Origin of the sequence: Stenotrophomonas sp. SRS1, from assembly GCF_026130205.1 — a bacterium.
Taxonomy (GTDB): domain Bacteria; phylum Pseudomonadota; class Gammaproteobacteria; order Xanthomonadales; family Xanthomonadaceae; genus Stenotrophomonas; species Stenotrophomonas rhizophila_B.
Genome location: NZ_JAINFD010000004.1, coordinates 137,018 through 159,637 on the forward strand (window position 1 = coordinate 137,018; position 22,620 = coordinate 159,637).

The 22,620-nt window shown below is 68.5% G+C and carries 21 protein-coding genes; 14 read left to right on the plus strand and 7 right to left on the minus strand.

Features of this window, described 5'->3' with window-relative positions:
* Positions 1-34: 34 nt before the first annotated feature.
* The 4 genes from mutM to K4043_RS15725 all read left to right on the plus strand — a co-directional run bounded on the left by mutM (position 35) and on the right by K4043_RS15725 (position 6,032).
* Positions 35-847 (plus strand): bifunctional DNA-formamidopyrimidine glycosylase/DNA-(apurinic or apyrimidinic site) lyase, encoded by an 813-nt coding sequence (mutM, locus tag K4043_RS15710; RefSeq protein WP_265309881.1) that lies wholly within the window; start codon positions 35-37, stop codon positions 845-847.
* Positions 848-912: 65 nt separating this feature from the next.
* Positions 913-1,476, plus strand: coding sequence for an ECF-type sigma factor (locus K4043_RS15715; protein ID WP_265309882.1), 564 nt, complete (start codon positions 913-915; stop codon positions 1,474-1,476).
* Positions 1,477-1,506: 30 nt separating this feature from the next.
* Entirely contained in the window at positions 1,507-4,338 is a 2,832-nt protein-coding gene (locus K4043_RS15720; protein ID WP_265309883.1) for a serine/threonine-protein kinase, read from the plus strand.
* A gap of 92 nt (positions 4,339-4,430) precedes the next feature.
* Positions 4,431-6,032 (plus strand): glucan biosynthesis protein D, encoded by a 1,602-nt coding sequence (locus K4043_RS15725; protein ID WP_265309884.1) that lies wholly within the window; start codon positions 4,431-4,433, stop codon positions 6,030-6,032.
* On the opposite strand, the gene K4043_RS15730 is transcribed toward K4043_RS15725, so the two are convergent.
* Complete coding sequence (locus tag K4043_RS15730) at positions 6,033-6,653, minus strand: thymidine kinase (protein WP_123730993.1); 621 nt, start codon at positions 6,651-6,653, stop codon at positions 6,033-6,035. It lies immediately after the preceding gene.
* 38 nt (positions 6,654-6,691) lie between these two features.
* Positions 6,692-7,417 (minus strand): hypothetical protein, encoded by a 726-nt coding sequence (locus K4043_RS15735; RefSeq protein ID WP_265309885.1) that lies wholly within the window; start codon positions 7,415-7,417, stop codon positions 6,692-6,694.
* A gap of 125 nt (positions 7,418-7,542) precedes the next feature.
* On the opposite strand from K4043_RS15735, the gene K4043_RS15740 reads away from it, so the two are divergent.
* Together K4043_RS15740 and K4043_RS15745 are read left to right on the plus strand one after the other, a co-directional pair.
* On the plus strand, positions 7,543-9,519 hold the full coding sequence (locus tag K4043_RS15740) for a UvrD-helicase domain-containing protein (protein WP_123730995.1): 1,977 nt from the start codon (positions 7,543-7,545) through the stop codon (positions 9,517-9,519).
* A 115-nt stretch (positions 9,520-9,634) separates the two neighbouring features.
* A complete protein-coding gene (locus K4043_RS15745; RefSeq protein ID WP_265309886.1) occupies positions 9,635-10,168 on the plus strand; it encodes a GNAT family N-acetyltransferase in 534 nt (177 codons plus the stop codon).
* Between the two features lie 101 nt (positions 10,169-10,269).
* Here K4043_RS15745 and K4043_RS15750 read toward each other — a convergent pair whose 3' ends face one another.
* A complete protein-coding gene (locus K4043_RS15750; RefSeq protein WP_265309887.1) occupies positions 10,270-10,938 on the minus strand; it encodes a DUF480 domain-containing protein in 669 nt (222 codons plus the stop codon).
* 111 nt (positions 10,939-11,049) lie between these two features.
* On the opposite strand from K4043_RS15750, the gene K4043_RS15755 reads away from it, so the two are divergent.
* Positions 11,050-11,973 (plus strand): 5'-nucleotidase, lipoprotein e(P4) family, encoded by a 924-nt coding sequence (locus K4043_RS15755; RefSeq protein ID WP_265309888.1) that lies wholly within the window; start codon positions 11,050-11,052, stop codon positions 11,971-11,973.
* Complete coding sequence (pyrF, locus tag K4043_RS15760) at positions 11,970-12,695, plus strand: orotidine-5'-phosphate decarboxylase (protein ID WP_265309889.1); 726 nt, start codon at positions 11,970-11,972, stop codon at positions 12,693-12,695. The genes K4043_RS15755 and pyrF overlap by 4 nt, the downstream gene beginning before the upstream one ends.
* A 25-nt stretch (positions 12,696-12,720) precedes the next feature.
* Here pyrF and K4043_RS15765 read toward each other — a convergent pair whose 3' ends face one another.
* Positions 12,721-12,846: a hypothetical protein gene (locus K4043_RS15765; protein WP_260232289.1), complete on the minus strand. Its 126-nt coding sequence runs from the start codon at positions 12,844-12,846 to the stop codon at positions 12,721-12,723.
* On the opposite strand from K4043_RS15765, the gene K4043_RS15770 reads away from it, so the two are divergent.
* Together K4043_RS15770 and plsB are read left to right on the plus strand one after the other, a co-directional pair.
* Complete coding sequence (locus K4043_RS15770) at positions 12,845-13,813, plus strand: hypothetical protein (protein ID WP_123730999.1); 969 nt, start codon at positions 12,845-12,847, stop codon at positions 13,811-13,813. The genes K4043_RS15765 and K4043_RS15770 overlap by 2 nt on opposite strands.
* The gene (gene plsB, locus K4043_RS15775) at positions 13,813-16,527 is read left to right on the plus strand and encodes a glycerol-3-phosphate 1-O-acyltransferase PlsB (protein WP_123731000.1); all 2,715 of its coding nucleotides are present in this window, start codon (positions 13,813-13,815) and stop codon (positions 16,525-16,527) included. The genes K4043_RS15770 and plsB overlap by 1 nt, the downstream gene beginning before the upstream one ends.
* Before the next feature lie 69 nt (positions 16,528-16,596).
* Here the strand turns inward: plsB and K4043_RS15780 are convergent, their stop codons facing one another.
* Positions 16,597-16,800 carry a YdcH family protein gene (locus K4043_RS15780; RefSeq protein ID WP_184997329.1) on the minus strand — a complete coding sequence of 68 codons (204 nt, stop codon included), beginning with the start codon at positions 16,798-16,800 and terminating at the stop codon, positions 16,597-16,599.
* Positions 16,801-16,897: 97 nt separating this feature from the next.
* Between K4043_RS15780 and ttcA the strand changes: the two genes are divergently transcribed.
* The 3 genes from ttcA to K4043_RS15795 are packed head-to-tail and all read left to right on the plus strand — an operon-like array spanning position 16,898 to position 19,608.
* Positions 16,898-17,806 (plus strand): tRNA 2-thiocytidine(32) synthetase TtcA, encoded by a 909-nt coding sequence (gene ttcA / locus K4043_RS15785; RefSeq protein ID WP_241696581.1) that lies wholly within the window; start codon positions 16,898-16,900, stop codon positions 17,804-17,806.
* A gap of 50 nt (positions 17,807-17,856) precedes the next feature.
* A complete protein-coding gene (locus K4043_RS15790) occupies positions 17,857-18,762 on the plus strand; it encodes a recombination-associated protein RdgC (protein ID WP_265309890.1) in 906 nt (301 codons plus the stop codon).
* 57 nt (positions 18,763-18,819) lie between these two features.
* Entirely contained in the window at positions 18,820-19,608 is a 789-nt protein-coding gene (locus K4043_RS15795; protein ID WP_123731002.1) for a SprT family zinc-dependent metalloprotease, read from the plus strand.
* A 113-nt stretch (positions 19,609-19,721) separates the two neighbouring features.
* On the opposite strand, the gene K4043_RS15800 is transcribed toward K4043_RS15795, so the two are convergent.
* Positions 19,722-20,594: a methylglyoxal synthase gene (locus K4043_RS15800; RefSeq protein ID WP_123731003.1), complete on the minus strand. Its 873-nt coding sequence runs from the start codon at positions 20,592-20,594 to the stop codon at positions 19,722-19,724.
* Positions 20,595-20,767: 173 nt separating this feature from the next.
* On the opposite strand from K4043_RS15800, the gene K4043_RS15805 reads away from it, so the two are divergent.
* Complete coding sequence (locus K4043_RS15805) at positions 20,768-21,064, plus strand: hypothetical protein (RefSeq protein ID WP_265309891.1); 297 nt, start codon at positions 20,768-20,770, stop codon at positions 21,062-21,064.
* 26 nt (positions 21,065-21,090) lie between these two features.
* Here K4043_RS15805 and K4043_RS15810 read toward each other — a convergent pair whose 3' ends face one another.
* Entirely contained in the window at positions 21,091-22,536 is a 1,446-nt protein-coding gene (locus tag K4043_RS15810; protein ID WP_123731005.1) for an FAD-dependent oxidoreductase, read from the minus strand.
* Positions 22,537-22,620: the final 84 nt, after the last annotated feature.

The window sequence follows — 22,620 nt, forward strand, 5'->3', positions numbered from 1 at the left end:
CGGCCCGCCGCAGCCCGGCGCTAGAATCCTCCCCATGCCCGAGCTCCCCGAAGTCGAAACCACCCGCCGCGGCCTTTCCCCGCACCTGGAAGGCCGCAGTGTCCACGGCGTGATCCTGCGTCGCCCCGACCTGCGCTGGCCTATTCCCGACGAGATCAGCACGCTGCTCCCCGGGCAGGCCATCCAGGGCGTGCGCCGCCGCGCCAAGTACCTGCTGCTTGATACCGCCATAGGCAGCGCACTGCTGCACCTGGGCATGTCCGGCAGCCTGCGGGTGCTGCCCGGCGACACCCCGGTACGTGCGCACGACCACGTGGACATCAGCCTGGACAACGGCCGCCTGCTGCGCTTCAACGACCCGCGCCGCTTCGGCAGCCTGCTCTGGCAGCCGGCCGGGGAGACCCATGAGCTGCTGGCAGCGCTAGGGCCCGAGCCGCTGGATGAGGCCTTCGATGGCGACTACCTGTTCGCCCGCAGCCGTGGCCGCAGTGCCTCGGTGAAGACCTTCCTGATGGACCAGGGCATCGTGGTGGGCGTGGGCAATATCTACGCCGCCGAAAGCCTGTTCATGGCCGGGATCAACCCGCTGCGCGAGGCCGGCAAGATCTCCCGCGCGCGCTACCAGCGCCTGGCCGATGCGGTGAAACAGATCCTGGCCTACGCCATCACCCGCGGCGGCACCACCCTGCGCGATTTCATCAACCCGGACGGGGCGCCGGGCTATTTCGAGCAAGAGCTGCTGGTCTACGGGCGTGAAGGCGAGCCCTGCCGCCAGTGTGGTCGGCTGCTCCGCCACGCCACCATCGGCCAGCGCGCCAGCGTCTGGTGCGGGCACTGCCAGCGCTGAATCGTCGCGCGCCTGTCGCCTGCCCGGCGGTATAGTCCGCCCAACGTCACCGGCGGGGGTGTGCGATGGACGAAGGACCGGATATCACCGTGTGGCTGGATTCGGCCCGGGCGGGCGACCGCGCCGCGCTCGACCGGGTCCTGACCCTGCTCTATCACGAGCTGCACAGCATGGCCCGCCGGCAGCTGGCCGGGCAGCAGGGGCGCACCCTGGATGCCACCTCGCTGGTGCACGAGTCCTACCTGAAGCTGCTCGGCTCCCGGGGTGCGGCCCGCTTCGAGGATCGCGCCCACTTCTTCGCCTACGCCGCCTCGGCGATGCGCAGCGTGGTGGTCGATTACGCACGCAACCGGCTGGCGCGCAAACGCGGCGGTGATCTCAAGCGGGTGGAGCTGCCGGAGAACAGCAGCAGCGGCGTACGCCTGGATGAAGACCTGCTGGCGCTGGATGTGGCGCTGGCCCGGCTGCATGCGGTGGATGCACACCTGGCCAAGGTGGTGGAACTGCGTTACTTCGCCGGCCTGTCCGAGCAGGAGATCGCCGATCTATGCCAACGCTCGGAGCGCAGCATCCGCCGCGACTGGCAGAAGGCGCGCATGTTCCTGCTGGCTTCGGTCGGGGAGCCCTGAAAAGCCACGCATCGTCCGGGGAGAGGACCGATGGAGGCGTCACGCTGGCGGCAGTTGTCCTGCCTGCTGGATCAATTGCTGGAACTGCCCGAACCGGCGCGAGAGCAGCGGCTGCTGCGCCTGCGCGCCGACGATCCGGGGCTGGCCGAGGATGTGGAGCGCCTGCTCGCCCATGAGCGGGACAGCCATGAATTCCTGGCGCAGCCCCTGTGGACCGCGCCGCCGGAAGACAGCCGGGCAGGCACCCGGGTCGGTCCCTACCGGCTGTTGCGGGCGCTCGGCGAAGGCGGGATGGGTGAGGTGTGGCTGGCCGAGCGGGCCGATGGCCTGTACGAACGCCAGGTCGCCCTGAAGCTGTTGCGCAGTGGCTACGCCGATCCCGGCCTGCGCCAGCGCTTCAGCCGCGAACGCGAAATTCTGGCGCGGCTGCAGCACCCGAACCTGGCCCAGTTGCTGGACGCCGGCGTGGACCTGGACGGCCAGCCCTACCTGGCGCTGGCGTATGTCGAAGGCGAGCCGATCACCGAGCACTGCCAGCGCTTGGCACTCCCGCTGGAGCGCCGCCTGCAACTGATGCTGCAGGTCTGCGCGGTGGTCAGCCACGCCCACGCCAACCTGATCGTGCACCGCGATCTGAAGCCGTCCAACATCCTGGTGACGGCGGAGGGCGAGGTGAAGCTGCTGGATTTCGGCATCGCCAAGCTGCTCGACGATGACCACGGCAAGCCGCCCGCGCACCCGCCCACGGAAGCACGCGCGTTCACCCTGCACTACGCGGCGCCGGAGCAGGTGCGCGGCGAGCCGGTCTCCACGCTGACCGATGTGTACTCGCTGGGCGTGGTGCTGTTCGAGGTGATCACCGGGCAGAAGCCGTATCGCCTGCGCCGGCACAGCGATGCCGAGTGGGAGCGCTCGATCCTGGAGGTGCAGGCGCCGCGCGCCTCGGCGGTGATGGCCCGCGTGGCCGCTGCCGGTGGGGAGCAGGCCGGGGCGGCGAGGCGCCTGTCGCGTCGCCTGCGCGGCGATCTGGACACCATCCTGCTCAAGGCCCTGCAGAAGGAGCCGGCGCAGCGTTACGCCTCGGTGGAAGCGATGGCGCAGGACCTGCGCCGCTTCCTCGAAGGCCGCCCGATCCATGCCCGCCCGCAGCACGTGGGCTACCGGCTGCGCAAATACCTGGGCCGGCATCGCTGGGGCGTGGCGCTGGGCAGCGTGGCCGTGCTGGCCCTGCTCGCGCTGGCGCTCACCGCGCTGTGGCAGATGCAGCAGGCCCGGCGCGAGGTCGCGCGTGCGCAGGCCATGCAGGATTTCACCGTGGGCCTGTTCGACCGCGCCGCCGGCGTGCGCCACGGCAGCTTCGATCTGCGCCAGTTGCTGGCCACCGGTCAGCAACGCGGTGAGGCCGAACTGCGCGATCAACCGCTGTCGTTGGCCGAGCTGGAAGGCGTGATCGGCCGGTTGCGGATCGGTATGGGCGACTACCAGCTGGCCCTGCAGACGCTGGACCGCCAGCGCGCGCTGCTGGAGGAGGCCGGCGAGGTGCCGCCCACCCTGCAGCTGGACGCGGTGACCCAGCGCGGCCGTGCGCTGCGCATGCTCGGCCGCTCTCGCGACTGCGTGACCCACCTGACACCGATGCAGTCGCTGGCCGCCGAGTACCGCCTGAGGCTGCCGGCGGCCGTGGCCGAGTACCGCACCCAGTTGGGGCGGTGCCAACAGCTGTTGGGCTACCGCGATGAGGCGCGCGGGGCGTTCGAGCAGGCCCTGGTGCTGCGCCGCGATGTGCTGCGCGACACCCCCGGCACCTCGGAGAGCCTCGCCGACCTTGCCGCACTGGACGGTGACGATGGCCGCGCGCCTGCTGCCCTGGCCGGTTACCGGCAAGCGCTGCAGCTGCTGCAGGCCGGTGACACGGTGCGCTACCCCCAGTTGATCGCGCTGCGTCGGCACATGGGCGAGACCCTGGCTGCGCAGGGCGATCTGGAGGCGGCCGAGCAGGCTCTGCAGCTTGCCGCCCATGATGCCGTGGGGCTGTATGGGCCCGATCACCCGGAAACCCTGTCGATCCGCCGCCTGCGCGCGCTGCTGGCGATGCAGCGCGGCGAACTGGCGCAGGCGCAGGTCCAACTCCAGCAGGTCCATCAGCTGACCCGGCAGGCCTTGGGCGAGCAGCACCGTGATACCGGATTGACCTGGCATGCGTTGGGGCGGCTGGCGCTGGCGCGCGGCGACAGCGCGACGGCCATCGATGACTTCGCCCGCGCCGTGGCGATCTGGCGGCAGCCCGATTGCGTGGGGCTGCTGCCGCAGGGGCTGTACGACCAGGGCGAAGCGTTGGCACACGCGGGCCGCTGGCAGGCGGCGCTGGGTGCGTTGCATGAGGGCCGGCAATGGCAGGCCGCGCAGCGTGGTGATGACGATGCGGCCGTGCAGCAGGCTGATCGGCGCATGGCCGAGCTGGTCAGTGCCCACGGCGACCCCCATCAGGCCGGGGAGCAACTGGCTGCGCTGATGCGGCGGGTGGACCGGGCCGGGCCTGCCAGTGCGGGTCTGCACCGCGCGCTGCAGCTGGCCTGGGCCCGAAACCTGGGCCGCATGGGCCAGACCGTGGAGGCGCGGCGGGCGCTGGCGCCGCTGCTGGTAGGCGATGCGGCCGATCTGGACAGCCGGGTGCTGCGCTGGCGCGCGCGTGCGGCCATGGCGGAACTGGACTGCGGCACTGCGCCAGCGCGGGCGCGCGCCGCGCTGGGCCAGCTCCAGCAGGAACTGCAGGCGCAGTGGCCGCAGGGCGGGAGGCTGCGACAGGAGATCGGGCAGGCGCGTGAGAGCTGTGGCTCGGCGCAGGTGGCCGCAGTGCCCTGAGCGCGCTGGCTGAACGCCGCCCCGTATTCACCTCGGCGAATTAACGTCAGCGTGCCTATGATGGCCGGCCCTCCCTTGCCATCGCTGCCTGCATGCAACGACGCGACTTCCTCCGCAATGCTTCCGTGGCCCTGGCCGCCTTCGGCCTGCCCGCACTGCCGGCCTGCGCCGCGCAGGGCAACCAGGTCGGCCTGCGCCGGCTGGGCGCGCCGCAGCCGTTCGATTTCGCCTCGCTGAAAGGGCAGGCCCGCGCGCTGTCCCAGGCCGCTTACCAGAGCCACAAGCGGACCTTGCCTGGCCCGGTCGAAGCGCTGAGCTGGGACCAGTACCAGTCGATCCAGTACCGCCAGGATCACGCGCTGTGGGCGGACCAGCCCGGCCGCTACCAGGCCAAGTTCTTCCACCTTGGCCTGTACTTCCACTCACCGGTGCGGATGTTCGACGTGACCGATGGCAAGGCGCAGGAACTGGCCTACGACGGCGCGGCGTTCGACTACGGCAAGAGCGGCCTGAAGGGCAGTCATCTGCCGGCCGATCTGGGCTTCGCCGGCTTCCGGCTCAACACGCGCAAGGACACCGACCGCGACTTCGCCGCCTTCCTGGGTGCCAGCTATTTCCGCGCGGTCGGCAAGGAAGGCCAGTACGGCCAATCCGCGCGCGGCCTGGCGATCGATACCGGCATGGGCAAGCCCGAAGAATTCCCGGATTTCATCGCCTATTACCTGGAGCAGCCGGCGGCCGACTCCAACACGCTGGTGGTGTACGCCCTGCTGGATTCGCCCAGCACCACCGGCGCCTACCGCTTCGCGATCACCAACGGCGATGTGCTGCTGATGGACATCGACTGCGCGCTGTACCCGCGCAAGGCCATCGAGCGCCTCGGCATCGCCCCGTGCACCAGCATGTACCAGGTGGGCGAGAACGACCGCCGCATGGCCTGGGACTGGCGCCCGGAGATCCACGATACCGATGGCCTGTCGATGTGGACGGGTGCCGGTGAATGGATCTGGCGCCCGCTGTGCAACCCGCACAACCTGCGCTTCAACATGTTCGTGGACAACAACCCGCGCGGCTTCGGCCTGCTCCAGCGCGACCGCAACTTCGATCACTACCAGGACGACGGCGTTTTCTACGAGAAGCGCCCGTGCCTGTGGGTGGAACCGAAGGGGCAGTGGGGCAAGGGTTCGGTACAGCTGGTCGAAATCCCGACCGTGGATGAGACCTTCGACAACATCGTGGCGTTCTGGAACCCCGAGGCCAAGCCGCAGCCCGGCCAGGAGCTGCTGCTCGGCTACCGCCTGTACTGGGGCGCCGAGCCGCCGGCACGTACGCCGCTGGCGCACTGCGTGGCCAGCCGTACCGGCCTGGGCGGGGTGATCGGCAAGAAGCGCGAGTATTTCTCCTGGCGCTTCGCGGTCGATTTCGAAGGCGGCGAACTGGCCGCGTTGATCGACAAGGGCGAGGTGGACGCCGTGGTCCAGGTCAGCCGCGGCCGTACCGAGATCGTCTCGGCGCGTCCGCTGCGCGAGATCAAGGGCTACCGGGCCATGTTCGATCTGGTGCCGCCGGATGACGCCACCGAGCAGATCGACATCCGCCTGTACCTGCGCAGCGGTGGCAAGACCCTCACCGAAACCTGGCTGTACCAGTACAGCCCGCCGCCGAAGGGCGCGCCGGAGCGCACGTTGTACTGATCACAGCGGCAATGGGGCCTGCATCGGGTCGATGCGGCCCTCACCGCGCGTGATCTTCTTGAACTCCGCGCGGCTCACCGACACGTAGCGCTCGTTGCCGCCGATCTCCACCTGCGGGCCGTCCTGCACCGCGTGGCCGTGCTCGTCCACGCGCACGGTCATCGTGGCTTTCTTGCCGCTGTGGCAGATCGTCTTGATCTCCTGCATCTCGTCGGCCCAGGCCAGCAGGTACTGGCTGCCTTCAAACAGCTCGCCGCGGAAATCCGTGCGCAGGCCGTAGCAGAGCACCGGAATGCGCATCTGATCGACCACCTCGCTGAGCTGCCAGACCTGGCTGCGGGTCAGGAACTGCGCTTCATCGACCAGCACGCAGCCCAATGGGCCGTGCGTGTCGATGTCGTCGGCGATCAGCTGCTGCAGGTCGGTGTCCTGCTGGAACGCGATCCCGTCGGCCTTCAGGCCGATCCGCGAGGCGACCACGCCGCGCCCGGCGCGATCGTCCAGCCGTGGGGTCAGGATGGCCACGCGCATGCCCCGCTCGCGGTAGTTGTGCGCCGACTGCAGCAGGGTCGTGGTCTTGCCGGCGTTCATCGCCGAATAGTAGAAATAGAGCTTGGCCATCCCGGGATTTTATCCGCTCAGCAGCCTGGGCATGGCGGTCAATCGTTGGTCGGCACGGTGGTCGGCAGGCCGACGTTGATTTTCCCCTCGCTGCGCCCGGCCTGGTCCAGTTCGCGCGCCTGTCGCTGCCAGTACGCGGCGGGCGTCCAGAATTCATCCCGATAGAAGACATCCGGATCTACTTTCCGGCGCATCCCTCCCGCCACGCGGACCTCCATCTCCATCCCGCCGCCCACCCGGCCGGTGCGGCTGCCGGTGACCTGGCGCAGCGCGGTGCGCAGTTCACGTTCCAGCCGTGGCTGGGCCGCGGGATCCCCATACTCGGCGTACAGCGCCGGACCTTCACGCTGGGCACGTCGTTGCTCGGCCGGATCCAGCGCGGCCCAGTAGCGTTCGCGCAGTGCCAGCAGGAAGGCCGTCCCGCGCTCAGCGGCCAGGTCCATCCAGGCATAGCCCAGCGCCCGATCCTGCTCGCCACCCTGGCCCTCCCACCACATCTCCGCGAGCGCGGCCTGGGAGAGTTTGTCGGCATAACGGGCGCTGCGGCGGAAGTAGGTGCGCGCTTCCTCCAGGCGGCCGCGTGACACCGCCTGTTGGGCGAGCGCGCGGTAGCGCAGATCCGGGTGGCTGGCCAGGAAGGCCGAGGTATGCACGATCTCCTGTGCGCGCACGTCCATGACGTCGGCCGGCTGGGCCGATGCGGGCAGCGCCGCCAGGCTGGTGATCACCGCCCATGCCCACCTGCAGTTGCTGAATCGGGTCATCCTTCGCGTCCTTTGCGTGGGCAGGTGCTCTGGATAACCCACCCGTGTGAAGGCGTCAATCCACGCGGCTGCGCGTCGATGCAGGCCGATCAAGGCCGGTACAATGCCCCTCCCCTGGAGATGGCATGCACGGTCTCAATCCTCCCCAACATGCGGCAGTGATGCACTGCGAAGGTCCACTGCTGGTGCTTGCGGGCGCAGGCAGCGGCAAGACGCGCGTGATCGTGGAGAAGATCGGTCAGCTGATCGCCAGCAAGCGCTACCCGGCGCGGCGGATTGCGGCGATCACCTTCACCAACAAATCGGCCAAGGAAATGCGCGAGCGCGTGGCCAAGCGCCTGCGCGGCGACGATGCCGATGAAGTGACCATCTGTACCTTCCACGCCCTGGGGCTGAAGTTCCTGCAGATCGAACATGCCGCTGTCGGGCTCAAGCGCGGCTTCTCGATCTTTGATGCCGACGATTCGACCGCGCAGGTCAAGGACCTGATGTACGGGGCCAAGCCGGACGACATCGAGGACGTGAAGAACCTGATCTCGCGTGCGAAGAATGCCGGCCTGTCGCCCGAGCAGGCGATGGCCGCGGCGCGCAGCACCCGCGAGAAGGAAGCGGCCAGCGTCTACGAGCGCTACCAGCTGCGCCTGACCGCGTTCAACGCGGTGGATTTCGATGATCTGATCCGGCTGCCGGTGCAGGTGCTGGAAGAGAATCCGGAGATCGCCATCGCCTGGCGCGAGCGCATCGGCTACCTGCTGGTCGACGAATGCCAGGACACCAACGATGCGCAGTACCGCCTGCTCAAGCAGCTGGCCGGCAGCAAGGGCAACTTCACCTGCGTGGGCGATGACGATCAGTCGATCTACGCCTGGCGCGGTGCGAACCCGGAAAACCTGCAGCAGATGGCGCGCGACTATCCGGCGCTGGAAATCATCAAACTGGAGCAGAACTACCGCTGCTCCAACCGCGTGCTGCGCGCGGCCAATGCGCTGATCGCCAACAACCCGCACGAGCACCTGAAGAAGCTGTGGAGCGACCAGGCCGACGGCGAGCGCATCCGGGTGTGGGAGTGCCGCAACAGCGAGCACGAAGCGGAAAAGGTCGCGGCGGAAATCTCCTACCTGGCGACCTCCAAGAAGATTCCGTGGAGCGATTTCTGCATCCTGTTCCGCGGCAATTTCCAGTCGCGGCCGCTGGAAAAAGCGCTGCAGCTGGTGCGCGCGCCGTATCACATCACCGGCGGCACCGCGTTCCTGGAACGGCAGGAGGTCAAGGACACGCTGTCCTGGCTGCGCCTGCTGGTGAACCCGGACGACGATACGGCCTTCATGCGCGCGGTGCAGTCGCCCAAGCGCGAAGTGGGCGCCGGCACGCTGGCCAAGCTGGCCGAGCTGGCGTCTGAAAAAGACCTGCCGATGGCGCATGCCGCCGAGGCGATCGGCGCGCTCTCGCAGCTGCCGCCGCGCGCGGCCAATGGGCTGAGCCGCTTCACCGACATCCTGCGCGACCTGCGCGCGGAGATGCCCAAGCTCAGCTCCGGCGATCTGGTGCGCAAGCTGGTGAAGGACTCCGGGCTGGTCTCGGACCTGCGCAGCGCGTGCAAGGAAGAGTCCGTCTACCAGCGCCGCCTGGGCAACCTGGAAGAACTGGCGCAGTGGTTCGAAGGCGGCCCGCGGGGCGCCTCCACGGCGGATCTGGCCGCGCAGCTGGCGTTGCTCTCGCGCAATGACAAGGACGACGGCGGCAACCAGGTGCGGATGATGACCATGCACGCCTCCAAGGGCCTGGAATTCCCGTACGTGTTCATCATCGGCTGCGAGGACGGCGTGCTGCCGCACCAGGTCAGTCTCGACGAAGGCAACCTGCAGGAAGAGCGGCGCCTGCTGTACGTGGGCATCACCCGCGCCAAGGTGCAGCTGTGGATGAGCTACAGCAAGCTCACCCGCAAGTTCGGCGAGCACGTGCGGCTCAAGCCCAGCCGTTTCTTCGATGAGATACCCGCCGAGGAAATGCAGCGCGATGGTGCCGATCCCGTCGCCGATGCGGCGCGCAAGAAAGAGCGTGCCAGCGCGGGTCTGGCCGCGATCCAGGCGCTGTTCGACTGAGCATCGCCGGGTAGAGCCACCCCATGGGTGGCTGCTCTGCGATCTGGCACACGGAGCAGCCACCCATGGGTGGCTCTACGGCACAATCGGCCTATCACCCTTCACCGGTACCCGCATGTCCGCCGTGATCCAGACCGACCGCCTGCACCTGCGCCTGATCGATCCCGACCATGACGCCGCCGACATGCTGGCCCTGCTCAACGAGCCGGGCTTCATCCGCAACATCGCCGACCGCGGCGTACGCACCCTGGCGCAGGCGCGCGACTACACCGCCGAGCGCGTGCTGGGTAGCTACACGCTCAACGGCTTCGGCATGTACGCCGTCATCCGTCGCGAAGATGGTGCATGGCTGGGCAACGCCGGCCTGGTGCGCCGCGCCGGGCTGCCGGCACCGGATATCGGCTATGCACTGCTGTCGCAGTACGAAGGCCACGGCTACGCGTTCGAGGCCGCGCGCGGGGTGATGCACTACGCGCGCGATGTGCTCGGCCATGCCGATCTGTACGGCATCGTCTCGCCGGACAACGTGCGCTCCGCCGCGCTGCTGCGCAAACTGGGCATGGAGGATCGCGGCGATCTGCTGCTGCCACCACCGCATGGCGGCGATGTCGTGCTGCTGTTCGCCACCCCGGGCGCGCCAGCCGTCTGACCCGGTAGCGACCGGCCGTCTGACCCGGTGGAACCACGCCATCCGACCCGGTGGAACCACGCCATTCCACCCGGTGGAACCACGCCATGCGTGGCTGCAGTTCAGCCCCCCAACTGCGCGCGCAACGCCGCCAGCTGTTCCTGCAGCTCGGCCACCGTCGCCTCCAGCTGCTGCACGCGGGACTCCAGTGCCGGATTGGCACCGCCGCCGCCAGCGCCGCTCGGTGCAGACCTGTACTGCTCGGCCAATGCCTGCACGTCCACCGGGCCACCCAGCAGGTGCATGTAGCGGTCTTCGCGCTGGCCACTGGCGCGTGGCAGCTGGACCGCCATCTCGCGCTGGATCATGCGCTCCAGGTGGTGGCGCAGTTCGTCCACGTCCTGGAAGCGGACCAGGCGCTCGCCGCGGGTCAGCAGCTCATTGAGGGTCTGCGGGCCGCGCAGCAGCAACAGGCCCAGGATCGCCAGCTGCTGGCGGGTCAGGTCCAGCGCGGCACCGGCGCGGTGCTCGTAGCGCTCCGCGCGCGAGGAGTACTGCTGGCGCGCCAGGCCCAGGGTCTCCAGCTGGCGCAGCGCGTGGTGCACATCGCCGGCCGACAGGGCCATGACCGGCTCGCGGGCGGTCTTCTGGTTGGCGGCCACCTGGGCGGCGTTGACCGTCAGCGGGTAGGCGTCCGGGGTGGTCGCCTCCTTCTCGATCAGGCAGCCCAACGCGCGGGCCTGGGCCGCGCTGAGCACGGGCAGGGCAGGGGTCTGGGTGTCGTCGGTCATGGGGCGCTCCGGGGTGTTTCAGGGGCGTGCAGCATAGCCGAGCCCTGCCTGCGGCATGAATGCCGCGGGACAAGCCGGTAAACTGGCGCGAATCTGTTGCCGGTGAATGCCATGCGTCGTAGTGCTGTTTCCCTGTCCGTGCTTGCCTGCGCCGTGCTGGCGCTCAGTGCCTGCAAGCGCACTGAAACCCCGGCCGATGCCGCCCCGCCGGCCACCGCTGCCGCGGCGAGCGCCCCGGCCGCCAGCGGCGATGCCGCCGTGGCCGCCAACGACAACCTCAATGCGGTGCTGTGGATCCAGCGTTCGCAGGAGTATCGGGCGATCACCGAGCAGACCTACCGCGCGGCGGCCGATCACCTGGACAAGGCGCTGAAGGAAGCCAACTGGGACGCGCTGGTGCCTGAGGAGCGCGGCAATGCCGCCAAGGGCCTGAAGCCGGCCGTGGTGCTGGACGTCGACGAGACTGTGCTGGACAACTCGCCCTACCAGGCGCGCCTGGTGCGCGATGGCAAGGAATATGACGAGCTGAGCTGGGACCAGTGGGTGGCCGAAAAGAAGGCCAAGGCGATTCCGGGCGTGGTCGATTTCGCCAAGGCCGCCAATGCCAAGGGTGTGACCCTGCTGTACATCTCCAACCGCGCCGTGCATCTCAAGGACGCCACCCTGGCCAACCTGCGCGAGCAGGGCCTGCCGGTGGCCGATGACAGCGTGTTCCTCGGCCTGGGCACCGTGGTGGAAGGCTGCGAGCAGGCTGGCAGCGAGAAGAACTGCCGCCGCCGCCTGGCCGGCCAGCAATACCGCGTGCTGATGCAGTTCGGTGACCAGCTGGGCGACTTCGTGGAAGTCACCGCCAACACCAATGAGGGCCGTGACGCGCTGCTGCAGCAGTACCACGACTGGTTCGGTGAACGCTGGTGGATGCTGCCCAACCCGACCTACGGCGGCTTCGAACCGGCGCAGTTCAACAACGATTACAGCCAGTCGCGCCAAGCCCGCCACGATGCCAAGCGTGCCGCGCTGGACTACGCGCCGTGAGCCGCGCGCCGCTGCCGCTGCGGGACGAGGAGCGCCTGATCTTCGCGCTCGACGTGCCGGGCCGCGCCGACGCGCTGGCCTGGGTCGATCGCCTCGGCGATGCCGTGTCGTTCTACAAGATCGGCATGGAACTGCTGGCCTCCGGCGAGTACTTCGAGGTGCTCGAGGCGCTGGCCGCACGCGACAAGCGGGTGTTCGTCGATCTCAAGTTCTTCGACATCCCGGCCACCGCTGCGGCGGTGATCAAGCGGCTGTCGCAATGGCCGGTGAGCTACGCCACCATCCATGGCTGGCACCCGGCGATGATGGAGGCCTGCGCGGCCGCCAACGGCAGCGACATGCGCCTGCTGGCGGTGACCGTGCTGACCTCGATGGGGCGCAGCGACCTGGCCCAGATGGGCATCGACCGCGAGCCGGTCGAGGTGGTGGTCGAACGCGCGCTGGCCGCCCAGGCCGCCGGCATCGATGGCGTCATTGCCTCCGGCCAGGAGGCTGGGCCGATCCGCGCCGCCACCGGCGCCGGCTTCTCGATCGTCTGCCCGGGCATCCGCCCCGGCGGGCCGGTCGGGGATGACCAGAAGCGCACCGTGGGCGTGGCCCAGGCCTTTGCCGACGGCGCCGATGCGATCGTGGTCGGTCGTCCGATCCGCTTGGCCAGCGATCCGCAGGCCGCTGCGCGCGCCATCCAGACCGAGATCGCCCAGGCGCTCGCCGCGCGCTGAGGCGGCGACGGGGCGGGATGCTCTGTCACACGCGGATTTTCTGTACATTCAAGGGCTTGCGCACCGAGCGCAGGGTCGGCAGGTCTGCCGGCTTGCCGCTGTCACCGAACAGGCCGCAAGATGCGGACCGGTCCGGGGAGTCCGAATTCATGTCCATGTCGTTGAAGCCGTGGCAGTACCGAGGGCAGGCGTTGGCGCTGGCCCTGTGCGGGTTGGTGCTGCTCAGCGCCTGCAAAGACAAGCAGATCGATCCGGATGCACCGGCGTCCGAGCCGGTCGCGGCCCTGCAGCAGCTGGCCCAGCGGGTCGCCGACAATGATCTGGTCGGCTATGCGAAGGCAGCGGTGCCGCCGGCCCAGTACGCCCGTCTGCAGGGCGCCTGGAGCCAGGGCCACAGCCGTTGGCCGCTGACCGAGCTGCCGCTGGATGGGCAGTTGCTGCCGATGCTGGCCGCACTGTCGCGGCCGGATGCGCCACAGCGGCTGCAGCGTTCGTTCGATACCCAGATCGCCGGTCAGGCCACCCAGGTCCGCCAGGCGGCCCACTCGATGGGGTTGTTCGGCGAGCAGTACCTGCGCAACCAGAGCGAGTACAGCGACAGCGAGCGCGCCCACTACACCCAGGTGGTGAACGCGCTCAGCCGCTGGGCCGCCGCGGCGCCACTGACGGACAAGCAGCGGGCGAAGACGACCATCACCCTGCTCACCGCGACCGCACGCACTGCGGGGCTGTCCACGGATGCCGAACTGCAGGCCGCGGGCATGGAAGAGAGTCTGCGCCGGCTCGGGCCCTTCATCAAAGCCTTCAAGACGGCCTTGGCCAGTTACGGGCTGTCGCTGGACGGCGCCTTGACCGAGCTGCGCGGCGAGCTGACCTCCGAACTGGGCGACGACGCGGTCGTGCGCATCCAGTACACGCTGGCCGGCGAGCAGATCGAAGCGCAGGTGCGGATGACACGGCGCGACGGTCACTGGTACGTGACCCGCACGCTGGAAGACACCGATGCGCTGCTGCAGGCCGCCGACGCCGCGCAAGCTGAACATGACGCCCGCCAGGCCGCCGAAACCGAGGCGGCTGCGACGGTCAAGGACGGTGCTTCTGCACCGCCTAAGCCATAATGAAGCCGATGCCGAACCAGAATCCCCTGCCTTTCCCCGGCGAAGAGCCGCCCAAGACGCCGGACGCCATGTCCTCGTCGCCCGCTACCGTGCCGTCCGACGGTGCTGCCGCCCCGGTTCCGCCGGCCGCTGGCGCGCCCGTGGAGGCCGTTGCCGTCGATGCGGAGCCTGCCACCGTCGTGCCGTCCGCGATCGTGCCCGGCACCCGTCCGCCCAGTGGCCGCCCGCCGTGGTGGGCGCGCCTGCTCGGCCGCCTGGTCGAGCCGTGGCTGTCGCTGAAGATCGAACCCGAACACCCCGGCCAGTACAACGATGGCCGCCCGGTGGTCTACGTGCTGGAGGACTACGGTCTGTCCAACGCGCTGATCCTGGACAAGGCCTGCCGCGAAGCCGGCCTGCCCTCGCCGCTGGTGCCGATCGCCGGCGATCCGACCGGGCGCAAGCGCGCCTACCTGGCCCTGTCGCGCCGGAGCAGCAGCAACTCGCTGATCCCCGAGCAGCGTGGCGCCAAGACCCACTCGGACTCGCTGGCCAAGGTCCTGCAGGCGCACCGCGCCCGTGGCGAGCTGGACGTGCACCTGGTGCCGGTGTCGATCTTTGTCGGCCGCGCGCCGGACAAGCAGAGCGGCTGGTTCGCGGTGCTGTTCTCGGAAAACTGGGCCCTGGTGGGTCGTTTCCGTCGCCTGCTGGCGGTGCTGCTCAACGGCCGCAGCACGATCGTGCGCTTCGCCCCGCCAATCTCGCTGCGCACCACGGTCGATGAGGGGCTGGACCCCGAGCGCACCGTGCGCAAGCTGCAGCGCGTGCTGCGCACCCATTTCCGCCGTATCCGCGAATCGGTGATCGGGCCGGATCTGTCGACCCGCCGCCTGCTGGTGGACAAGGTGCTCGACGCGGACACCGTGCGCGAAGCGATTGCCTCGCAGGCCAAGCGCGACAACTCCAAGCCGGCCGATGCCTGGAAAAAAGCCCACGCCTACGCGTGGGAAATCGCCGCGGACTACTCCAGTCCCGTGGTGCGCTCGGCCAGCTTCATGCTCAGCCATGTCTGGAACCGCATCTATGCCGGCGTGCTGGTCCACCACCTGGACAAGTTCAAGGCGGCCGCGCCCGGGCATGAAGTGGTCTACGTGCCCAGCCACCGCAGCCACATGGATTACCTGCTGCTGTCCTACCTGCTGTACGACCGCGGCATCGTGCCGCCGCACATCGTGGCCGGCATCAATCTCAACCTGCCGGTGGTCGGCACGCTGCTGCGCAAGGGCGGTGCGTTCTTCATCCGCCGCTCGATCCGTGGCAACGCGCTGTACTCGGCGGTGCTCAGCGAATACGTGGCGCAGCTGGTCGCCGGCGGCTACTCGATCGAGTACTTCGTCGAAGGCGGCCGCTCGCGCACCGGCCGGCTGCTGCAGCCCAAGGGCGGCATGATCTCGATGACCCTGCGCGCCTTCCTGCGCCAGCCGCGCAAGCCGGTGCTGTTCCAGCCGGTCTACATCGGCTATGAAAAGCTGATGGAGGGCGGCAGCTATCTGGACGAACTGTCCGGCCGGCCGAAGGAAAAGGAATCGATCTGGTCGCTGCTGTGGTCGATCCCGAAGGTGCTCAAGCAGAACTACGGCCAGGTCGTGGTGAACTTCGGCGAGCCGATCGCGCTCAACGACGTGCTCGCCCAGCGTGCGCCGGACTGGAACGGCCAACCGGTCGGCGAAGACGAGAAGCCCTCGTGGTTGTCCGGCACGGTGGATCACCTGGCCGAACGCATCCAGGTGCATATCAACGGTGCGGCCGATGTCAATCCGATCAACCTGCTCGCACTGGCGCTGCTGTCCACGCCCAAGCATGCGATGGGCGAGGCGGACCTGATCGCGCAGATCGAACTGTGCAAGACCCTGCTGGTGGAGATGCCGTACTCGGACCGGGTGACGGTGACCCCGCACTCGCCGGAGCGGATCATCGCCCACGCCGAGGAAATCAACGTCCTCACCCGCATCAAGCACCCGCTGGGTGACGTGCTCAGCGTCAGTGGCGACACCGCGGTGCTGCTGAGCTACTTCCGCAACAACGTCATCCACCTGTTCACGGCCTCGTCGTGGGTGGCCTGCTGCTTCCAGAACAACCGCCGCATGAGCCGCACCGGGCTGGTCCAGCTGGGCCGCACGGTGTATCCGTTCCTGCAGGCCGAGCTGTTCCTGCCGTGGACCGAAGACGAGTTCGCCCAGCGCATCGAGCAGACCATCAACGTGTTCGTGCGCGAAGGGCTGCTGCAGAACATCAACGATGACGACGGCGGCATCCTGGCGCGCAACACCGGGCAGACCGACGAAGTCTTCCGCCTGCGTGCGATCGGCCATTCGTTGCAGCAGGCGTTCGAGCGCTATTACATCGCCATCTCGGTGCTGGTGAAGAACGGCCCCGGCACATTGGGTGCGGCCGAGCTGGAAAGCCTGTGCCAGCAGGCTGCGCAGCGCCTGAGCCTGCTCTATGCGCCGGCCGCCCCGGAGTTCTTCGACCGCACCCTGTTCCGCGGCTTCATCCAGAAGCTGCGCGAGCTGCGCCTGGTGTGGCCGGATGAAAACAGCAAGCTGCTGTTCGATGCGCGCCTGGACGCGTGGGCGAAGGATGCGAAATTCATCCTCGGCCGCGAACTGCGCCACACCATCGAGCGTGTCAGCCCGGAAGCGGCGAAGCCGGAAGAGCCGGTCAGCACGGATTGACGACGGCACGTCGTCAATCCCAACGCACCGTCCCTCGCTACGCGTAGAGCCACGCCATGCGTGGCTGGCTCAGGCCGGCTCGTCCGGAATCAGCATGTCTTCCAGCTTGGCGATGCAGTCCTTCAACTGCAGCTTGCGCCGCTTCAGGCGCTTGGCTTCCAGCTCATCGTCGCCGTTGGCGGCCATGCGCAGGATCTGATCATCCAGCGCACGATGCTCCTGCCGAAGGACGGCAAGGCGGGCACTGATATCGGTGGGTGTCATGGTTTCCACAAGCTCCGAGCATACACATCCCCGATGACCGCCGGGAGTGAACGCACTCACTTCCCGGGGGCCGTGGTCGCCGGTGCGAGCCGGTAGAATGACCGCCATGAGCGCTGTCATCCGCCTGCCCGATCCTGTCCCGCGCGCCCGCGATCCGCGCGCGCCCGGCGGTGTGCAGGACCGGCTGGCGCGGCAGCTGCGCCGCCAGGTCGGCCAGGCCATCGCCGACTTCGGCATGATCGAGGCCGGCGACAAAGTGATGGTGTGCCTGTCCGGTGGCAAGGACAGCTACACCCTGCTCGACATCCTGTTGCAGCTGCAGAAAAAAGCGCCGGTACCGTTCGAGCTGGTCGCGGTGAACCTGGACCAGAAGCAGCCGGGCTTTCCCGAGCACGTGCTGCCGACGTACCTGGCCTCGATCGGTGTGCCGTTCCAGATCATCGAGCAGGACACCTATTCGGTGGTCAGCCGGGTGATTCCGGAAGGCCGCACGATGTGTTCGCTGTGCTCGCGTCTGCGCCGTGGCGCGCTGTACCGGCATGCGGCCGAACACGGCTTCACCAAGATCGCGCTGGGCCACCACCGCGACGACAGTGTGGCCACGTTCTTCCTCAATCTGTTCCACCACGCCAAGCTCTCGGCGATGCCGCCCAAGCTGCGTAGCGACGACGGCCAGCACATCGTGATCCGCCCGCTGGCGTATGTGAGTGAAGCGGACATCAGCGCCTACGCGCAGGCGCGTGCGTTCCCGATCATTCCCTGCACGCTGTGTGGCAGCCAGGACACCCTGCAACGCCGCCAGGTGGAGCAGATGCTGCAGCAGTGGGAACGCGACCAGCCCGGCCGCATCGACCAGATCGCCCGCGCGCTGGGCAACATCCATCCCTCGCAGCTGGCCGATCCGGCCCTGTTTGATTTCATGGCACTGGGGCGCGCTGCGGCGGCCCCGCTGCCCGATCCGCCGGCCTGGGCCGGCACTGCCCACGACCCCGGTGACGCCCCCGGCCCGGCCTGAGCCACGCTGGTGCGCCCGCCCTCCCTTTCACGCTCTTACTCTGGACGTCCATGTTCTTTCGCAACCTGACGCTGTTCCGCTTCCCGACCGCCACCGATTTCTCCGACGTAGACACCCTGCTGCCGCAGGTGCTGCTCAAGCCGGTCGGTCCGCTTGAAATGAATTCGCGCGGCTTCATCTCGCCGTTCGGCCGTGAAGAAAAGGCCGTGTTCTCGCACCGCGTCGGCGATGCGCTGTGGCTGACCGTCGGCGGTGAGGACAAGATCCTGCCGGGCGCGGTGGTCAACGATCTGCTCGCGCGCAAGCTCGAGGAAATCGAAGAGAAGGAAGGCCGCAAGCCCGGCGGCCGCGAGCGCAAGCGCATGAAGGACGATCTGCTGCACGAACTGATGCCGCGCGCCTTCGTGAAGAGCTCGCGTACCGACGCGCTGATCGACCTGACCCACGGGTACGTCGCCGTGGACTGCTCGAGCAGCAAGAAGGGCGAGAACATGATGTCCGACATCCGCGGCCTGCTCGGCAGCTTCCCGGCGATGCCGTTGAACGCCGAAGTGGCGCCGCGCTCGATCCTCACCGGCTGGATCGCCGGCGAAACCCTGCCGACCGGGCTGAGCCTGGGCGAAGAGTGCGAGATGAAGGACCCGGCCGAGGGCGGTGCGGTGGTCAAGTGCCAGCACCAGGAACTGCGCTGCGACGAGATCGACAAGCACCTGGACGCCGGCAAGCAGGTGACCAAGCTGGCGCTGGTCTTCGAGGACAACCTGTCCTTCGTGCTGGGCGACGACCTGATCGTGCGCAAGCTGAAGTTCCTGGATGGCGCACTGGACCAGCTCGAGCACGCCGACGATGACGGCCGCCACGCCGAACTGGACGCCCGTTTCGCCCTGCAGAGCGGCGAAGTGCGCCGCCTGTTCCTGCTGCTGGAAGAGGCCTTCAAGCTGAGCAAGGCGGACTGATCGGTTCCGATCAGTCCCCAGTCATGCGCCGGTCACGGCCGGCGCTATGCTGTACCCATGTCCGGATTCCTCCGCCGCCTGATTTCGCCGGCTGTCAGCACGCTGCAGCGCGATACGGTACGGCTGCGCCTGGAGGATGCCGAGATCGATGTCCTGCGCGTGCGCGATCCGCGTGCGCGCCGGATCAAGCTCAGCGTCGATGAGCGCGGCGTACGCCTGACCCTGCCACCGCGCGCCAGCCTGGTGATGGGCGAGCGTTTTCTCGACCAGCATCGCGGCTGGTTGTCCGAGCAACTGCGCAGCTACCAGGCCACCAACCTGCCGCCACCGCTGGTGATCGGCGAGCCGGGCGTGCTCCCGCTGCGCGGTGAGCTGCTGCCGCTGCGCTGGGAAACCGGTCGCTACGCGCACATGCACGTGGACGAGCAGGGCGCCTGCCTGCACTGGCCCACGCGCGGGACCGATGCCACGCTGCGCCGCACCCTTCGCGAATTCTACGAAGCACAGACCCGTGCCGATGTCGGCCAGTGGCTGCCGCGTTACCTGCCCGGCCTGCCGCGTGCACCGGCGCGGCTGCGGCTGAAGGTGATGTCCTCGCAATGGGGCTCGCTGGCCCCCGATGGCAGCATGGCGCTGGATCTGGCCCTGGTGTTGGGGCGGCCTTCGGCGTTCGAGTACGTGCTGGTGCACGAGCTCTGCCATCTGATCCAGGCCAATCACTCGCCGGCGTTCTGGGCGGAGGTGGAAAAGCGCTTCCCGGCGTGGCATGCCGAGCGGGACTATTTCCAGCTCGAGGGGCGGCGGCTCAAGGCGATGCTGCGGCAGCTGCTGACCCCGGCGGGGTAACGCCGGCTGCTGCCACGCCCGCCACCGGTAGTGCCGGCCGTTGGCCGGCTCCCCATGAACCCGACCCGCGCGCGATTGCCGGCCAGCGGCCGGCACTACCGATGCGGTGTTTCTCAGTTGCACACCCGCACCGCGGCCGCCTGCGCCCAGCGCGCCGCCACTCGCGGCGCGGTGATGCACACGGCCTGATCGGTCACGGTGGTGACCGCGCGCTCCAGCAGCTGGATGTCGGCTTCGTGCTGGCGGGCGACGTGCGGGTCTTCGAAGAAGATCGCGCGCTGGCAATGGCCTTCCAGCACGCGGTCGGCGATCTGCGCATCGCCGCCCATCGGGCCGCTCTGGTAGCGCGTCACCCATTCCTCGCCCTGCGGCCAGCCGCGGCTCCAGGCCAGTTCGTTGAGGCGCTGGCCGGTGGTGCCGGTGCCGACCCGGCTGCGGAAGCGCGACAGCACCGCGAAGTGTTCATCGGCGAAGGCCAGCATCGCCGGCTTCATCGCGTCATGCGCGATCAGGGCCAGCGTGTGCTGCTCAAAGGCATGCAGGTCATCGGCACCCGGGTCCGGTGCCAGGCCGGCATGCAGGCGCTCCACCTCGACCCAGTCGCGCGCGGTGGCGACGGTGGAGATGAAGGGCTTGCCGTGGATCACGCACTGGCGCTTGAGCGCGGTCGCTTCCGGAAAAACCGAGGAAGGATCGACCGGGTCCATCAGGTAGATTGCGCCGTCCAGCGTGCGCTCCGGCGTGCCCATCCCGACCACCTCGGCCACCAGCTTCATCAGGCCGCCCTCGCGGCCGTTCGGGTAGCGCCGCAGCGGCGCGAAATCCTGAAGGAAGCCCAGCCGCTGGATCGCATCGAAGGTGCGCCCGACTGCATGCAGTTCGACGCCCAGTTCGCGCAGGCCGGTGTCACTGGCGCGCAGCCAGCGGAACAGCGCGGCGTGCTTGTCGTGGTGATGCAGGCGGTTCGCGGCCAGGCCGATGCGCATGGGGGCAGTCCAAAAGGAGTCGTCGCCAGTGTAAGCCGTTCAGGTTGCACCGATGCAAGCTGCGAAACGTGATGCGGCGCACGCGCCTTCACGCATTTTCGTACTTGTTGCATGGTGTCGGCAGGGGCCATATCCGACAGTGGAGGTCGTCCGTCAATCAGGAAACCCCTGCCATGACCCTCTCCCTTTCTTCCGTTGCCGCCTCATCCCAGCCCGTTGTCGCGGATCAGGGCAGTCGCATCCGCGCGCTGGCCGCTGTGCTCCGCGACGCCCCGCAGGCCGATGCCGAGGTCCTGCTGGCCGGGCTCGCGCGCATGCTGGATGCGCATATCGGGCGCGGCCACGATGATGTGGTCAGCAACCGCCGCATCCGCGACCAGCTCGACAACATCGAGCTGCTGATGGCGCTGGAGATCGAGCGGGCCGGCGTGCGTCACACGCCGGTACCTGCGGCAGCGCGCGCCGCGTGAGCGGCGCGCTTCGGTAGGGCACGCCGTTACGCCGAAAGCAGCTGCACGATGCTGCCGGCCGCATCGCGGCCCTCGGCCACGGCGGTTACCACCAGATCCGCACCGCGCACCGCATCGCCACCGGCAAACAGGCGTGGGTGGGCGGTCTGGAACGGCAGGCGGCCACTGCCACCGGCCACGATGCGGCCGTTGTTGCCGGCCTCCACACCCTGTTCGGTCAGCCAGGCCGGCGCCGTCGGCGAGAAGCCGAAGGCGATGATCACCACGTCCGCTTCCAGCAGCGACTCACTGCCTTCGATCGCTACCGCGTTCCGGCGGCCCTGGGCATCCGGATCGGACAGGGTCGTCTCGACCACCATCACCCCGATCACTTCATCATCCGCGCCGGCTTCGATCGACAAAGGCTGGCGGTTGAACAGGAAGCGCACGCCTTCCTCGCGGGCGTTGGCCACTTCGCGCGCCGAGCCCGGCATGTTGGCTTCGTCACGGCGGTAGGCGCAGGTCACCTTGGCCGCGCCGAGCCGGATCGCGCTGCGCACGCAGTCCATGCCGGTATCGCCACCGCCCAGCACCACCACGCGCTTGCCCTCCAGGTCGGGCAGGGCGATCTGGTCTTCCCAGCCGGCGATCGGCCGGCCGTGGGCATCGCTGCCACTGACGATGCGGCTGTTCTGCACCAGGAACGGCAGTGCCGGCAGCACGCCCTTGAGGTCCTGGCCAAGCAGGCCACCATCGGTGTAGCGGTACGCGCCGGTGCCGACGAACACCGCGTCGTACTCGGCCAGCAGGTCATCGATGCTCACATCGCGGCCGATCTCCACGCCGAGGCGGAACTGCACGCCCATGCCTTCAAGCACGTTGCGGCGGCGGCTGATCACCGATTTGTCCAGCTTGAAACTGGGGATGCCGAACTGCAGCAGCCCGCCGATCTGTTCGTAACGGTCATACACCACGGCCTGGATGCCGGCATGCGCCAGCTTGTCGGCGCAAGACAGCCCGGCCGGGCCGGCGCCGATCACCGCCACGCGCTTGCCGGTGGCTTCCACTGCACTCATATCCGGGCGCCAGCCGGTGGCCAGCGCGGTGTCCACGATGTACTTCTCCACCGCACCGATCGTGACCGCCCCGAACTCTTCCAGCGTGCAGCTGCCTTCGCACAGCCGATCCTGCGGGCACACCCGACCGCATACTTCCGGCAGCGGGTTGGTCGAATGGCACAGCGTGGCCGCTTCGTGGATGCGGTTTTCCTGCACCAGCTGCAACCACTGCGGGATCGCGTTGTGCACCGGGCACTTCCAGCTGCAGTACGGATTGCCGCAGTCCAGGCAGCGCCCGGCCTGGAACTGCGCGTCTTCCTTGCCGAACTTGCCGTACAGCTCGCCCCAGTCGCCGGAGGTGCGCAGTTCGACCGGGATGCGCTGCGGCATCGTCCGGGGCAGATCGAGGAACTGGAAAGCTTGCTTGCGGCTCATGGGTGGGCCCTGCGGTGGTGAGTTGCCGGCCAACGGCCGGCACTACAATGTGAGGTTGCCGGCCAACGGCCGGCACTACAACGG

Coding starts and splice junctions, on each gene's coding strand:
- K4043_RS15800 (WP_123731003.1), bottom strand. CDS start 20,594: ATGCGCATCGGCCTGGCCGCGAACCGCCTGCATCACCACGACAAGCAC.
- K4043_RS15795 (WP_123731002.1), top strand. CDS start 18,820: ATGTCCGGATTCCTCCGCCGCCTGATTTCGCCGGCTGTCAGCACGCTG.
- K4043_RS15730 (WP_123730993.1), bottom strand. CDS start 6,653: ATGGCCAAGCTCTATTTCTACTATTCGGCGATGAACGCCGGCAAGACC.
- K4043_RS15735 (WP_265309885.1), bottom strand. CDS start 7,417: ATGACCCGATTCAGCAACTGCAGGTGGGCATGGGCGGTGATCACCAGC.
- plsB (WP_123731000.1), top strand. CDS start 13,813: ATGAAGCCGATGCCGAACCAGAATCCCCTGCCTTTCCCCGGCGAAGAG.
- ttcA (WP_241696581.1), top strand. CDS start 16,898: ATGAGCGCTGTCATCCGCCTGCCCGATCCTGTCCCGCGCGCCCGCGAT.
- K4043_RS15805 (WP_265309891.1), top strand. CDS start 20,768: ATGACCCTCTCCCTTTCTTCCGTTGCCGCCTCATCCCAGCCCGTTGTC.
- K4043_RS15765 (WP_260232289.1), bottom strand. CDS start 12,846: ATGAATTCGGACTCCCCGGACCGGTCCGCATCTTGCGGCCTGTTCGGT.
- K4043_RS15770 (WP_123730999.1), top strand. CDS start 12,845: ATGTCCATGTCGTTGAAGCCGTGGCAGTACCGAGGGCAGGCGTTGGCG.
- K4043_RS15725 (WP_265309884.1), top strand. CDS start 4,431: ATGCAACGACGCGACTTCCTCCGCAATGCTTCCGTGGCCCTGGCCGCC.
- K4043_RS15720 (WP_265309883.1), top strand. CDS start 1,507: ATGGAGGCGTCACGCTGGCGGCAGTTGTCCTGCCTGCTGGATCAATTG.
- K4043_RS15745 (WP_265309886.1), top strand. CDS start 9,635: ATGTCCGCCGTGATCCAGACCGACCGCCTGCACCTGCGCCTGATCGAT.
- mutM (WP_265309881.1), top strand. CDS start 35: ATGCCCGAGCTCCCCGAAGTCGAAACCACCCGCCGCGGCCTTTCCCCG.
- K4043_RS15740 (WP_123730995.1), top strand. CDS start 7,543: ATGCACGGTCTCAATCCTCCCCAACATGCGGCAGTGATGCACTGCGAA.
- K4043_RS15810 (WP_123731005.1), bottom strand. CDS start 22,536: ATGAGCCGCAAGCAAGCTTTCCAGTTCCTCGATCTGCCCCGGACGATG.
- K4043_RS15715 (WP_265309882.1), top strand. CDS start 913: ATGGACGAAGGACCGGATATCACCGTGTGGCTGGATTCGGCCCGGGCG.
- K4043_RS15790 (WP_265309890.1), top strand. CDS start 17,857: ATGTTCTTTCGCAACCTGACGCTGTTCCGCTTCCCGACCGCCACCGAT.
- K4043_RS15755 (WP_265309888.1), top strand. CDS start 11,050: ATGCGTCGTAGTGCTGTTTCCCTGTCCGTGCTTGCCTGCGCCGTGCTG.
- K4043_RS15750 (WP_265309887.1), bottom strand. CDS start 10,938: ATGACCGACGACACCCAGACCCCTGCCCTGCCCGTGCTCAGCGCGGCC.